The sequence below is a fragment of the Pseudomonas sp. OA65 genome, assembly GCF_017498305.1.
Taxonomy (GTDB): domain Bacteria; phylum Pseudomonadota; class Gammaproteobacteria; order Pseudomonadales; family Pseudomonadaceae; genus Aquipseudomonas; species Aquipseudomonas zanjanensis.
Genome location: NZ_JAGDEZ010000007.1, coordinates 134,908 through 148,665, shown reverse-complemented (window position 1 = coordinate 148,665; position 13,758 = coordinate 134,908). Strand labels below are relative to the sequence as shown.

The following is a 13,758-nucleotide window of genomic DNA, read 5'->3' as shown; positions in this document are numbered from 1 at the left end:
CGGGTTGACTGGCTTTCGAAGAGATCAATGATTGATATTTTTAACAACAAAGGTGTTGCATCATGTCGGTACCCCCGCGTGCCGTTCAGCTTAACGAAGCGAACGCGTTCCTTAAGGAACATCCTGAGGTTCTGTACGTTGACCTTCTGATTGCGGATATGAATGGTGTGGTGCGCGGCAAGCGCATAGAACGCACCAGCCTCCACAAGGTTTACGAGAAAGGCATCAACCTGCCGGCCTCTCTATTTGCTCTGGATATCAATGGCTCTACGGTGGAAAGCACCGGCCTGGGCCTGGACATCGGCGATGCCGACCGGATCTGTTATCCAATTCCTGACACCCTGTGCAACGAGCCTTGGCAGAAGCGCCCTACCGCGCAACTGTTGATGACCATGCACGAACTCGAAGGCGAACCTTTCTTCGCCGACCCTCGTGAAGTCCTGCGACAGGTGGTGACCAAGTTCGATGAACTGGGCCTGACCATTTGCGCCGCATTCGAGCTGGAGTTCTACCTGATCGACCAGGAGAACGTGAATGGACGTCCGCAACCGCCTCGCTCGCCGATTTCCGGCAAGCGCCCGCATTCGACCCAGGTCTACCTGATCGATGACCTCGACGAATACGTCGATTGCCTCCAGGACATTCTGGAAGGGGCCAAGGAGCAAGGCATTCCCGCCGACGCCATCGTCAAGGAAAGTGCCCCGGCGCAGTTCGAAGTGAACCTGCACCACGTGGCCGATCCGATCAAGGCGTGCGACTACGCGGTCCTGCTCAAGCGCCTGATCAAGAACATCGCCTACGACCATGAAATGGACACCACCTTCATGGCCAAGCCGTATCCGGGCCAGGCGGGCAATGGGTTGCACGTCCACATTTCGATTCTGGATAAAGACGGCAAGAATATCTTTGCCAGCGAGGATCCCGAGCAGAACGCCGCATTGCGTCACGCGATCGGCGGTGTGCTCGAGACCCTGCCCGCGCAGATGGCTTTCCTCTGCCCGAACGTCAACTCCTACCGTCGTTTCGGCGCACAGTTCTACGTGCCGAACTCGCCGACCTGGGGCCTGGACAACCGCACCGTGGCCTTGCGTGTGCCGACCGGCTCAGCCGATGCCGTTCGCCTGGAACACCGCGTCGCCGGCGCCGATGCCAACCCGTACCTGCTGATGGCTTCCGTGCTGGCAGGGGTGCACCATGGGTTGGTCAACAAGATCGAGCCCGGCGCGCCGGTGGAAGGCAACAGCTACGAGCAGAACGAGCAAAGCCTGCCGAACAACTTGCGCGATGCCCTGCGCGAGCTGGACGACAGCGAAGTCATGGCCAAGTACATCGACCCGAAATACATCGATATCTTCGTGGCCTGCAAGGAAAGCGAGCTGGAGGAGTTCGAACACTCCATCTCCGACCTTGAGTACAACTGGTACCTGCATACCGTGTAAGCGGTTGCGGTCAAAAAGAACGCCGCAGGCCTTATGGCCTGCGGCGTTTTTTTGTATCTGGGTGGATGGCCGCCTTCGGCGGATCGCGAGCAAGCTCAGCTCCCACAGGGGTTCTTTGTGACCATTTGACCTGACTCACACAGCTCCCATGGGGGGTTTGTGACCATTTGACCTGACTCACACAGCTCCCATAGGGGGTTTGTGACCATTTGACCTGACTCACACAGCTCCCATGGGGGGTTTGTGATCATTTGGTCTGATTCACAAAGTCTTGCTCTGTGGGAGCAAGGCTTGCCCGCGATGAGGGCCTGGCAGACAACACGGAAATCGGCTCGTACAATGCCCGGCAGCCCCGCAGGAGACGTCCATGACGCGCATCGCCACACCCCGCAAACCCCGCGCACGCAGTCAGGCCCGGATCGATACCATTCTCGATGCCGCCCGTACGCTGCTTGCCACCGAAGGCGTGGCCAGCCTGTCGATCTACAGCGTCGCCGAGCGCGCCGGGATCCCGCCCTCTTCCGTGTACCACTTCTTCGCCAGCGTCCCGGCCCTGCTCGAAGCCCTGACCGCCGACGTCCACGCCGCCTTCCGCGCTGGCCTGCAAGCATCAATCGATCATGCCGCGCTGAACCATTGGCACGACCTGTCCCGGTTGGTGGAACAACGCATGCTCGCCATCTACAGCCAGGACGCCGCCGCTCGCCAGTTGATCCTGGCCCAGCACGGCCTGACCGAAGTCACCCAGGCCGACCGCCAGCACGACCTCGAGCTGAGCGATTTGATGCACAAGGTCTTCGATCACCATTTCGCCCTGCCGCCCCTGCCCGACGACGTTGATGTGTTCGCACTGGCCATGGAACTGGGCGACCGCGTCTACGCCCGCTCGGTCCAACAACACGGCCAGATCACCCCACGCATGGCCGAAGAAGGCATGCGGGTGTTCGATGCGTACCTGGGGCTGTATTTGCCGCCGTATCTGCCCAAGCGCGAAGCATCCTGATCCATGTGGCGAGGGGATTTATCCCCGCTGGGCTGCGCAGCGGCCCCCAAACCAGCTAACTCGACGTGCCAGGAAGATGAGTACACTGCTTTAGGGCTGCTGCGCAGCCCAGCGGGGATAAATCCCCTCGCCACAAAGGCCCCCTCCTCACCTCAACAAAGTGCATGCGTGCGCAGCCCTAAAACCCAAAAGCCCCGAAGGGCTCACGCCGTCCGGGGCCGTGGGTGACGCAGCGCTCACAACTTGGCGATAGACACCTCGGTGGATTTGACGAAGGCGATCACTTCGCTGCCGATCGCCAATTCCAGCTCCTTGACCGAGCGGGTGGTGATGACCGACGTGACGATGCCGGAAGCGGTCTGCACGTCAATTTCCGACAGCACGTCGCCTTCGACGATTTCCTTGATGGTGCCTTTGAACTGGTTGCGTACGTTGATGGCTTTGATGGTCATACGATTTCTCCTGGGGTCGAAATGAGCTGCAAGCTTCGAGCTACAAGCTGCAAGTAAAAGCACCGCATTTCTTCTTGCGGCTTGTAGCTTGCCGCTTGAAGCCGCTTCATTGCGCCCAACGCAATTGCGTAGGCAAGGGTGAAACGGGTTCGGGTTCCGGCGGTTGGCCGGGCAAGGACAGCACACGGTTGAGGACTTCGGTTTCCAGGCTCGCCAGGCGATGAGAGCCGCGAACCCGTGGGCGTGGCAGGTCGATGGGCAGATCGAGACCGATCTGGCCGTCCTCGATCAGGATCACCCGGTCGGCAATCGCCACCGCTTCGCTGACGTCGTGGGTCACCAGCAACACGGTAAAACCGTGCTGCTGCCAGAGGTTTTCGATCAGTTGCTGCATCTCGATACGGGTCAAGGCGTCCAGCGCCCCCAAGGGCTCGTCGAGCAACAACAGCCGTGGCTGATGAATCAGCGCGCGGGCCAGGGCCACCCGTTGTTTCTGGCCGCCGGACAGCGCCGCCGGCCACTCATGGGCACGGTCGGCCAGGCCAACGGCTTCCAGTGCCTGCAAGGCCTGCGGACGCCAGTTGCCCTTGAGCCCGAGGCCAACGTTGTCGATGACTTTTTTCCACGGCAGCAGACGCGCCTCCTGGAACATCAATCGCGTGTCCTGTTGCGCCGCACTCAAGGCTGCCGAGCCCGCCAGCAGTTGGCCGTCGGTGGGTTGATCGAGGCCGGCCAGCAACCGCAGCAAAGTACTTTTGCCACAGCCGCTGCGACCGACCACGGCGACGAATTGCCCGGCCGGGATATGCAGGTCGATGTCGCGCAATACCTGGCGCGTGCCGAAGGTTTTTTGCAGTTTGCGCACCGCCAATGGAATGCCACGCAGCAGGCGCGGAGGTTGTTGGGCGGTCATGCAGCACCTGCCTTGTTCACTTGGTACGCCGGGTGCCAGCGCAGCCAGACCCGCTCAAGCCCGCGGGCGGCCAGGTCGGCCAATTTGCCCAGCACCGCGTACAAGAGAATCGCCAGCACCACCACATCGGTTTGCAGGAACTCACGGGCATTCATCGCCAGGTAACCGATACCGGCGCTGGCCGAGATGGTTTCCGCCACGATCAGCGTCAGCCACATGAAGCCCAGGGCAAAGCGCACGCCCACCAGGATCGAAGGCAACGCACCCGGCAGGATCACTTGGCGAAACAAGGCGAAGCCGGACAAACCGTAGCTGCGGGACATTTCCACCAGCGCCGGATCGACGTTGCGGATGCCGTGGTAGGTGTTGAGGTAGATGGGAAACAACGTGCCCAGGGCCACCAGGAAAATCTTCGCCGACTCGTCGATACCGAACCAGAGGATCACCAGCGGAATCAGCGCCAGGTGCGGAACGTTGCGCACCATCTGCACGGAGCTGTCCAACAGGCGCTCGCCCCATTTCGACAAACCGGTGATAAAGCCCAGGGCCAGGCCGATGCCGCCGCCGATCAGGAAACCCACCGCTGCCCGCCAACCGCTGATCGCCAGGTGCGTCCAGATTTCGCCGCTGCGCACCAGGTTGACCCCGGCTTCGATCACGGCCACGGGTGCCGGCAGGATTCGCGTGGACAACCAACCGGCCGACACCGACAGTTGCCAGACCGCCAGCAACAGCAGCGGCACCGCCCAGGGCGCGAGGTTGTGAATAATTCTGTTCATGGCCGCCTCAGCTCTGGGACGCGGCTTTGGGCAGGATGTCGTTGGCGACCATTTCACCGAACGGGCTCACATAACCCTGGCTTTTCGGCAACTCCGGGCGCTCCACGTCCAAGTGTGGGAACAACAGTTCCGCCACGCGATAGGACTCTTCCAAGTGGGGATAACCGGAGAAAATAAAGGTGTCGATGCCAAGGTCGGCATACTCCTTGACCCGCGCCGCCACGGTCGGGCCATCGCCCACCAGCGCCGTACCGGCACCGCCGCGCACCAGGCCGACGCCGGCCCAGAGGTTGGGGCTGACTTCCAGCCTGTCACGACGGCCACCGTGCAGGGCGGCCATGCGTTGCTGGCCCACCGAATCGAAGCGCGCCAGGGAGGCCTGGGCCCGGGCGATGGTGTCGTCGTCCAGGTGAGAAATCAGCCGGTCGGCCGCTCGCCAGGCTTCGGCGTTGGTTTCCCGCACGATCACATGCAGGCGGATGCCGAAGCGTACCGTGCGTCCCAATTTCGCAGCCTTGGCCCGTACTTGTTCGATCTTTTCCGCCACGGCTGCGGGCGGCTCGCCCCAGGTCAGCACCATTTCCACTTGTTCGGCCGCCAGGTCCTGGGCAGCTTCCGACGAGCCGCCGAAATACAACGGCGGACGCGGCTGCTGGATCGGCGGATAGAGCAGCTTGGCCCCCTTCACACTGATGTGCTCACCGTCGTAATCCACGGTCTCGCCTTCCAGCACCCGACGCCAGATTCGGGTGAACTCCACCGAGGCCTGGTAGCGTTGTTCGTGGTCGAGGAACAGGCCATCGCCGGCCAATTCATCCGGATCGCCGCCCGTCACCAAGTTGAACAGCGCCCGGCCGCCGGACAACCGGTCGAGGGTCGCGGCCTGACGTGCTGCCACCGTTGGGGAAATGATCCCCGGGCGCAGGGCCACGAGGAATTTCAGGCGCTGGGTCACGGGAATCAACGAAGCGGCCACCAGCCAGGAGTCCTCGCAGGAACGCCCGGTGGGGATCAGGACGCCGCCAAAACCCAGTCGATCCGCCGCTTGGGCGACCTGCTGCAAGTAACCGTGATCGACGGCGCGGGCGCCTTCGGCAGTGCCCAGGTAATGGCCATCGCCATGGGTGGGCAGGAACCAGAAAATATTGAGGCTCATGGAGTGGTCTCCTAAGGGTTCGAATTACTGCGCGTTCGCGACGGCCGCCGGCGGCGTCCAGATCACGTCCTTGATGCTCAAGGGCTTGGGAATCAATTTGAGCTGGTAGAAGCTGTCGGCGATTTTCTGCTGCGCCGCCACCACCTCCGGCGTGAGGAACAGCGCCCCGTAGCCTTGGCGTTTCACCGACGTCAGGGTGATGTCCGCCGGCAGGCCGAGCAGCGGTGAGACCTGTTTGGTCACGTCTTCAGGATTGGCCTTGGACCACTCCCCCACGGCCCGCACTTCTTCCACCAGGGCGGTAATGACCTGGGGATTTTTTTGCGCATAGGGCTTGGTGGCGAGGTAGAACTGGTGGTTATCGACGATGCCTTTGCCGTCACGCAGGGTGCGTGCCTGCAACTGTTGTTCGGCGGCCGCCTGGTACGGGTCCCAGATCACCCAGGCGTCTACGCTGCCCCGTTCGAACGCGGCACGGGCATCGGCTGGCGGCAGGAAAACGGTTTGAATGTCGGAATACTTCAGGCCAGCATCTTCCAACGCCCGCACCAGCAGGTAGTGGACGTTCGAGCCTTTGTTCAGCACGACCTTCTTGCCCTTGAGGTCTTGCACCGATTGGATGGCCGAGCCTTTCGGCACCAGGATGGCCTCGCTGGTGGGCGCCGGCGGCTCGTAAGCAACGTAAAGCAGGTCGGCGCCCGCGGCCTGGGCAAACACCGGCGGGGTTTCACCGGTCACGCCAAAATCGATGGAGCCGACGTTCAGGCCTTCCAGCAGTTGCGGGCCGCCGGGAAACTCGGTCCATTGCACGTCTACGCCTTGGGCGGCGAGGCGTTTTTCCAACGAGCCCTTGGCCTTGAGCAGCACCAGGGTGCCGTATTTCTGATAACCGATCCGCAAGGTCTCGGCTTGAGCTTGGGTGATGACGCCGAAGGACACAGCCGCAGCAAACAGAGCGACCAGCCCGCGACGCAAAATGACAGTGCGCATGGCGCCTCTCCTTTTTGCTGTGGGGTTTTGGCTGCACCTGCTGGGCCGTTGGCGGCTGAGTAAGGTGAGTTGAATCAGGGGTGTTCGAGGTTCAAATGCTCCAGCGAGCACTCAGCAAACGTTCGTTCAATACACTGGGGTCCAACGGCCTGGGCCGACGGGCCATGGCGCTGAAGAATTGTTCCAGCGCTTCGTCCAGGCGCTTCTGCAAGGCCGGCGCCAATTGCGCCTGGGCGCTGCCTTCGCCATAAGCGATCTGGCTGTCTTCGGCGAAGATCCCGTGGAGCATTTCCTGGGCCTTGAGCGCCGACAACACCGGTTTAAGGGCGTAATCCACCGCCAGCATATGGGCGATGCTGCCGCCGGTGGCCATGGGCAACACCACTTTGTGAGCCAGGGCCCGCTCAGGCAGCAGGTCCAGCACGGTCTTCAGCGCGCCGGAAAAAGACGCCTTGTACACCGGCGTGGCGATCACCAGGCCGTCGGCGTTTTCGATCTGCTGGAGCAGGTCGATCACCTTCGGACTGTCGAAACGGGCATGGAGCAAATCTTCGGCCGGGAAATCGCGCACCTGATAACTCACCACTTCCACGCCTTGCTGCTGCAACCAACGTTGCGAGCGCTCCAGCAGCACCCCGGAGCGGGAGCGTTGGCTGGGACTGCCACCGAGTGAGACGACCAACATGCCTACTTTTCCTTAACTGTCACGTGCGATTCGCGGTGGGCGATCTCGCTGCATGGGTCAAACCATAACAGCGGATTTATATATCTTTAAATCATATTTATTCATTTGGTTATGCATTTAAGAGATATGAAATTCATTTTCCTTGGCGCAATAAAAAAGGCCGTCAAAACGGCCAAAACCCTTGGTGCACAGAAGATCAAACTGTGGGAGCGAGCCTGCTCGCGATGGCGTCGGATCTGCCAGTGTCGATGTCGACTGGTACACCGCTATCGCGAGCAGGCTCGCTCCCACAGGTTCAGAGTCAGGTGTTGCGTCAGCGATTGGGCTGCGGTGTGAGGCGCAGGTAAGGCTTCACGGCGCGGTAGCCCTTGGGGAAACGCTGCTTGAGTTCTTCTTCATCCTTGAGCGACGGCACGATCACCACTTCATCGCCGTCCTGCCAGTTGGCCGGGGTGGCGACCTTGTAGTTGTCGGTCAGTTGCAGGGAATCGATCACCCGCAGGATTTCGTTGAAATTGCGCCCAGTGCTGGCGGGATAGGTGATGGTCAGGCGAATCTTCTTGTTCGGGTCGATCACGAACAACGAGCGCACGGTCAAGGTGTCGCTGGCGTTGGGGTGGATCAGGTCATACAGGTCCGACACTTTGCGGTCGGCATCGGCCAGGATCGGAAAATTGACCACGGCGTTCTGAGTCTCGTTGATGTCCTCGATCCACTTGTGGTGCGAGTCCACCGGGTCCACCGAAAGAGCGATAGCCTTGACCCCGCGCTGGGCGAATTCGTCCTTGAGCTTGGCCGTGAGCCCCAATTCGGTGGTGCATACCGGTGTGAAATCCGCCGGGTGGGAAAACAGCACACCCCAGCTGTCACCGAGCCATTCGTGGAAGCGAATCTTGCCGGCGCTGGAATCCTGTTCGAAGTCGGGGGCGATGTCGCCGAGTCTGAGGCTCATGGTGCGGCTCCTGGATGAGTTGTTGTGAGCCCAAACTTTGCACCGGTTTCGATTGCTTTAAAAAGAATGAATATCCATTTATCTAGACCATTAGTGAATATAAAAAACTGTTCACTGGCGCCATTCCGCATACCGGCACAAGATCGTCAGCGAGGTTCGAGAAGGCCTCGAGTTGCTGAAAAGAGGAGAGGTTTCGAGAAGGGCTACAGGGGTGGGCCTGACTCGAAAACGCAAAGCCCCGCCCGGCGTGTTGCCGGGCGGGGCTTTTTTTGTTTTGTACCCACACTACGGAAATTATTGAGGCGATTTCAGAACGAGCGGCTAGGATAGGCAGCATGAACACTCAAGCCTTGCTGACTCATCTGCAAAACCACCTCCCTGGCCTGCTCGCGGTTTACCTGTTCGGCAGCCATGCCCAGGGCACCGCCGGGCCTGACAGTGATGTCGATTTGGCTGTTCTCTGGTCCGGTCAGGTCGACCCCGTGTTGTTATGGCAACTTTCCGGAGACTTGGCGGATATAGCCGGATGCCCAGTGGATCTGCTTGATTTACGGGCGGCAACGACGGTGATGCAGTACCAGATCCTGACCCGTGGTCGGAGGCTTTGGGCCAGAGACGTACAGGCGGGGTTGTTCGAATGTTTTATCCTCAGCGAAAAAACCGCTCTCGATGAGGCTCGGGCGGGATTGCTCAAGGATATTCAGAAGGAAGGCAGCGTGTATGGCCGATGATGTATTGATCAACAAGGCAGCGAGTATCGTGCGTTACGTCGCCAGTAGGCGGGAAGAATCCCTTACATGACCCGAAAACATAAAAAAGCCCCGCTCGGCGTATTGCCGGGCGGGGCTTTTTTTACTTCGCTACGTCTTACATGAAGTTGTAAGTGTAGTTGAAGATCAGGCGAGTCTGATCCTGGCTGTCGCCTGCACCGCTGCTGCGGTAAGTACCCTGACGCAGGGTAGTGCCGAAGCCTTTCAACGCGCCTTGCTGGATTACGTAATCCACACGCATGTCGCGTTCCCACTCGGAGTAATCGCTTCCACCAGCAGTGGCGGATTTGACGTCGTCACCACGCAGGTAGGCAACCGAGGCTTTCAGGCCTGGAACACCCAAGGAAGCGAAGTCGTAGGAGTATTGACCGAACGTGGTGTTTTCACCGGCACGGACAAACCCGTTGATCATGCTGTCGGTGAACAGGTAGAAGCTCGCGCCACCGGCCCCTTCGGGGCGACCGTTGCTATCAACCACGTTGCCCTGGTTCAGGTAGACAAAGCCACCGTCATCGCCGACTTGCTGGTGACCCAGCAGGAAAGCGCTGCCGCCGAGGGTGTAAGTGAACATCGCGCTCCAGGTCTTGTTATCGACCTCGCCCGCGTTCTTGGCATAGCCATTGTTGTTGTTGAAACGATAGCCTGCGTCGCCGTTACGGCCGTCAGAGCTGCTGTCGAAGTAGCGCAGGTCGGTCTTGAAGGATTGACCTTCGCTGATCGGGAAAACGTGTACCGCGCCCAGGAAGTGCTGCTTGTAGTAATCCTGCAGGTTGGCGTAGTAGTACTGCAGGGTCAGGTCCTTGGTGACCTTCCAGTCAGCACCGGCAAAACGGAACTGGTTGCTTTCCTCGGTACCGCCCGCCACTGCCAGACCCGTGCTGTTGCTCGATGCACGACCTGTCGCGTGTTCCAACTGACCAGCGTTGAAAGTAACGTTGTCGATTTCCTTGGAGGTGATGGTGCCACCTTCAAAGGTCTGTGGCAGCAGACGGCTGTCGTTGGAAACCAGGATCGGCAGGTTTGGCGCCAGTGCACCACCCACATGGGCTTCGGTCTTGGAGAACAGCGCCTTGACGTTACCCGACAAGCGGCTCCACTCATGTACCGCCGAACCATCGGTATCGGCTGGCATGTAGGAGCCGTTGTTACGACCCCGGCCGCCATCGAGACGGATACCAACCAGTGCCTGAGCGTCGATACCGAAACCCACGACACCTTGCGTGAAACCGGACTTGTAGTCGAACTTGAGGCCAGTGCCCGTTTCGCGCAGATCCTCGCTACCCGTTTCATGGTTGTCGTTATTGAAATACAACGTACGAGAACTGACGGACGCCTTGCTGTCCTCGATAAAACCGGCGGCGCCTGCCTGCTGCGCCAAAACCCCAACGGCCACAGCCAGGGCCAAGGTGGACTTGTTCATGCTTCGCTCCTCTCGTTTTCTAATTCTTGTGCGTCTTTGGTTCCGGATCGAATGCCCGGAATCCGCGGATGCGCGATTAGCGCCAGACCGTGACTGACAAGTCAGTCGTAACCACTTGTGACTACGACCATGGTCTAGCCCCGCTTCATCGGCCCGCAGGATAATGGATTCTGTTTACTTCCAAAAAGAATTGTTTCACAAGTTTTCAGCTCTTTTCGACATATAGGCGCCATCAAAGCTTCATCAACCGTGGTCCGGCGTATCGGCCAGCAGGCAAATTACTGAATGGCTTTTTGTCGAGAAGCGCTCAGCGGGAAACCCCGGCGTAGAGGGATTCCTTGATCCTTTGGCGCCGAGGCTGCTCAAGATGGGAGCTTGATGGCTAAGCGTCAGGCGATTCATTGTCTGAAATCAAAAAGACGCCCCCTGCGACACTCCCACGCAGGGAGCGCCCGAGGGGTTACAGGGCTTTTTCGAAGATCTTCGAATTACGCTGATAGTTGTAGAGCGACGCCCGCGCGGCCGGCAGACGGTCGACGCTGCTAGGCTCGAAACCACGCTCGCGGAACCAGTGGGCGGTACGGGTCGTGAGGACGAACAGCGTCTTGAGCCCTTGGGCGCGGGCGCGGGTTTCGATCCGCTCCAGCAATTCGTCGCCCCGGCCACCGTGGCGGTATTCCGGGTTCACCGCCAGGCAGGCCAGTTCCCCGGCATCCGAATCGGCGATCTGGTACAACGCCGCGCAGGCGATGATCATGCCTTCGCGCTCGACCACGCTGAACTGTTCGATCTCGCGCTCCAGCACTTCGCGGGAACGACGCACCAGAATGCCCTGCTCCTCCAACGGGCTGATCAGGTCGAGCAGGCCGCCGACATCTTCAATGGCCGCTTCGCGCACCACTTCGAATTGTTCCTGGGCCACCAGCGTGCCGCTGCCATCACGGGTGAACAGCTCGGCCAGCAGCGCGCCGTCCTCGGCATAACTGACGATGTGGCTGCGCGCAACGCCACCACGGCAGGCCTGGGCCGCCGCGTCCAGCAGTTCGGCCTGATAGTCGCTGCCCAGGCGTTGCATGTGGCCTGGGACCTGTTGCGGACGTAATTCCCGCACCAGCCGTCCGTCCTCGCCGATAAGCCCCTGTTCGGCACCGAACAACAGCAGCTTGTCGGCCGCCAGGTCGATCGCTGCGCGGGTGGCGACGTCTTCGCAGGCCAGGTTGAAGATCTCTCCGGTGGGCGAATAACCCAACGGCGACAGCAGCACGATGGAGCGCTCGTCCAGCAGCCGGTTGATGCCCTTGCGATCGACCCGGCGCACTTCGCCGGTGTGGTGGTAATCCACGCCTTCGAGCACGCCGATCGGCCGGGCGGTGACCAGGTTGCCGCTGGCGACCCGCAGCCGCGAACCCTGCATGGGCGAGGACGCCATGTCCATGGACAGGCGCGCCTCGATGGCGATGCGCAACTGGCCGACCGCGTCGATCACGCATTCCAGGGTCGCCGCATCGGTGATGCGCATGCCGTGGTGGTAGTGGGGCGTCAGGCCCCGCGCAGCGAGGCGGGTCTCGATCTGCGGGCGCGAACCATGGACCAGCACCAGGCGCACGCCGAGGCTGTGGAGCAGCACCAGATCATGGACGATGTTGCCGAAATTAGGGTGTTCCACCCCGTCGCCGGGCAGCATGACGATGAAGGTGCAATCGCGGTGGGCGTTGATGTAGGGCGAAGCGTGACGAAGCCAATTGACGTATTCGGGCATGAACCTGGACCTGTAATAAATAACAGCCAAAAAAAGACGAAACAGAACGCACAACGGGCTGGTGGTTATCGTCGGAACAGGCTTGGCGTCACGCGCGCTCTCCTCATGTGATGAATACGGGCCCGCAAGGGCGCAATTTAATCGGCCGTGGCCGAGGTCAGGCAGTAATGGCCGATCAACTGCCGCAACAGCTCAACGGTAGGTTGCAAACGTGACATTTCAAGGTACTCGCCCGGTTGGTGGGCACAGGCGATATCACCAGGACCGAGCACCAGGGTTTCACAGCCAAGGCGCTGAAGATAAGGCGCTTCGGTGCCGAACGCCACTGCTTCGGCACGATGGCCGGTCAGTCGTTCGGCCACGCGGACCAATTCGGCGTCCTCGGCCTGCTCGAACGGCGGCACTTCGGGGAACAGCGGCGCGTAGTCGATCTTGACTTGATGGCGCTCGGCAATGGGCTCGAGCTTCTGCCGGATCGCCGCCCGCAGCACTTGTGGATCCATGCCTGGCAAGGGGCGCAGATCGAATTCCATGGAACACTGGCCGCAGATCCGGTTCGGGTTGTCGCCGCCGTGGATGCAGCCAAAATTCAGGGTCGGTTGGGGCACGCTGAACTGCGGATTACGGAATTCACGCTGCCATTGCAGGCGCAGGCCGCGCAATTCGCCCATGGCATCGTGCATGGCCTCCAGCGCGCTGTGGCCCAGGCGCGGATCGGACGAATGGCCGCTGCGCCCAAGGATGTCGATGCGCTCCATCATCACGCCTTTGTGCAGGCGAATCGGCCGCAGGCCGGTCGGCTCGCCGATCACCGCCGCACGCCCCAAGGGTCGGCCGGCATCGGCCAGGGCCCGGGCGCCGGACATGGAGCTTTCTTCATCACAGGTGGCGAGGATCAGCAGCGGTTGCTTGAACGGTTGGTCCAGCAGCGGCTTGACCGCTTCGATGGCCAGGGCGAAAAAACCCTTCATGTCACAACTGCCCAGGCCGACCCAACGGCCATCGACCTCAGTGAGTTTCAACGGATCGGTCTGCCACAAGGCGCCGTCGAACGGCACCGTGTCACTATGGCCGGCCAGCACCAGGCCGCCGGGACCGCTGCCGAAACTGGCCAGCAGATTGAATTTGCCAGGGCTGACCTGCTGGATATCGCAGGAGAACCCTAACTCAGTGAGCCAACCTGCCAGCAGCTCGATGACAGCGCTGTTGGACTGGTCGAGCCCAGGCTGGGTACAGCTGACCGAAGGCGTGGCGATCAGGGCAGCGAATTGATCTTTCATGGACGGCAAAGGCATCGCTGGCTCCGGGCATACAGATTGGCGTTCATCATAGAACCATCTGGACCCAGGAATAAACCTAGGGCGAGTCAGTCCTGTACACTGCACGGCCTTGGCAGCCACACCTTCCCCCGGCTGCGCACCCGATCCCTGGATTTTCCGG

At 60.7% G+C, this 13,758-nt stretch carries 13 protein-coding genes; 3 read left to right on the top strand and 10 right to left on the bottom strand.

Going from position 1 to position 13,758, the window contains the following annotated elements; genetic code table 11:
- Window positions 1–62 precede the first annotated feature (62 nt).
- Together J3361_RS08460 and J3361_RS08455 are read left to right on the top strand one after the other, a co-directional pair.
- Window positions 63–1,439: a glutamine synthetase family protein gene (locus J3361_RS08460; RefSeq protein WP_014340747.1), complete on the top strand. Its 1,377-nt coding sequence runs from the start codon at window positions 63–65 to the stop codon at window positions 1,437–1,439.
- Window positions 1,440–1,806: 367 nt separating this feature from the next.
- On the top strand, window positions 1,807–2,442 hold the full coding sequence (locus tag J3361_RS08455) for a TetR/AcrR family transcriptional regulator (protein ID WP_207963871.1): 636 nt from the start codon (window positions 1,807–1,809) through the stop codon (window positions 2,440–2,442).
- Window positions 2,443–2,678: 236 nt separating this feature from the next.
- Here J3361_RS08455 and J3361_RS08450 read toward each other — a convergent pair whose 3' ends face one another.
- The 7 genes from J3361_RS08450 to J3361_RS08420 form a co-directional block, all read right to left on the bottom strand.
- On the bottom strand, window positions 2,679–2,894 hold the full coding sequence (locus J3361_RS08450) for a TOBE domain-containing protein (RefSeq protein WP_003177394.1): 216 nt from the start codon (window positions 2,892–2,894) through the stop codon (window positions 2,679–2,681).
- 106 nt (window positions 2,895–3,000) lie between these two features.
- Complete coding sequence (gene ssuB, locus J3361_RS08445) at window positions 3,001–3,807, bottom strand: aliphatic sulfonates ABC transporter ATP-binding protein (protein WP_039013201.1); 807 nt, start codon at window positions 3,805–3,807, stop codon at window positions 3,001–3,003.
- On the bottom strand, window positions 3,804–4,586 hold the full coding sequence (gene ssuC, locus J3361_RS08440; RefSeq protein ID WP_207963869.1) for an aliphatic sulfonate ABC transporter permease SsuC: 783 nt from the start codon (window positions 4,584–4,586) through the stop codon (window positions 3,804–3,806). Before ssuC ends, ssuB begins: the two co-directional genes overlap by 4 nt.
- A 7-nt stretch (window positions 4,587–4,593) precedes the next feature.
- Entirely contained in the window at window positions 4,594–5,742 is a 1,149-nt protein-coding gene (ssuD, locus tag J3361_RS08435) for an FMNH2-dependent alkanesulfonate monooxygenase (RefSeq protein ID WP_207963868.1), read from the bottom strand.
- Between the two features lie 24 nt (window positions 5,743–5,766).
- Window positions 5,767–6,732 carry a sulfonate ABC transporter substrate-binding protein gene (locus tag J3361_RS08430; RefSeq protein WP_207963867.1) on the bottom strand — a complete coding sequence of 322 codons (966 nt, stop codon included), beginning with the start codon at window positions 6,730–6,732 and terminating at the stop codon, window positions 5,767–5,769.
- Window positions 6,733–6,823: 91 nt separating this feature from the next.
- Window positions 6,824–7,417 carry an NADPH-dependent FMN reductase gene (gene ssuE, locus J3361_RS08425; protein ID WP_207963866.1) on the bottom strand — a complete coding sequence of 198 codons (594 nt, stop codon included), beginning with the start codon at window positions 7,415–7,417 and terminating at the stop codon, window positions 6,824–6,826.
- A gap of 313 nt (window positions 7,418–7,730) precedes the next feature.
- Complete coding sequence (locus tag J3361_RS08420) at window positions 7,731–8,369, bottom strand: peroxiredoxin (protein WP_024617266.1); 639 nt, start codon at window positions 8,367–8,369, stop codon at window positions 7,731–7,733.
- A 335-nt stretch (window positions 8,370–8,704) separates the two neighbouring features.
- Between J3361_RS08420 and J3361_RS08415 the strand changes: the two genes are divergently transcribed.
- On the top strand, window positions 8,705–9,100 hold the full coding sequence (locus J3361_RS08415) for a nucleotidyltransferase domain-containing protein (RefSeq protein WP_207963865.1): 396 nt from the start codon (window positions 8,705–8,707) through the stop codon (window positions 9,098–9,100).
- Between the two features lie 136 nt (window positions 9,101–9,236).
- Here J3361_RS08415 and J3361_RS08410 read toward each other — a convergent pair whose 3' ends face one another.
- The 3 genes from J3361_RS08410 to argE form a co-directional block, all read right to left on the bottom strand.
- A complete protein-coding gene (locus J3361_RS08410) occupies window positions 9,237–10,559 on the bottom strand; it encodes an OprD family porin (RefSeq protein WP_207963864.1) in 1,323 nt (440 codons plus the stop codon).
- 460 nt (window positions 10,560–11,019) lie between these two features.
- Window positions 11,020–12,318 (bottom strand): amino-acid N-acetyltransferase, encoded by a 1,299-nt coding sequence (gene argA, locus J3361_RS08405; protein ID WP_053126389.1) that lies wholly within the window; start codon window positions 12,316–12,318, stop codon window positions 11,020–11,022.
- 137 nt (window positions 12,319–12,455) lie between these two features.
- The gene (argE, locus tag J3361_RS08400) at window positions 12,456–13,613 is read right to left on the bottom strand and encodes an acetylornithine deacetylase (RefSeq protein WP_207963863.1); all 1,158 of its coding nucleotides are present in this window, start codon (window positions 13,611–13,613) and stop codon (window positions 12,456–12,458) included.
- Window positions 13,614–13,758: the final 145 nt, after the last annotated feature.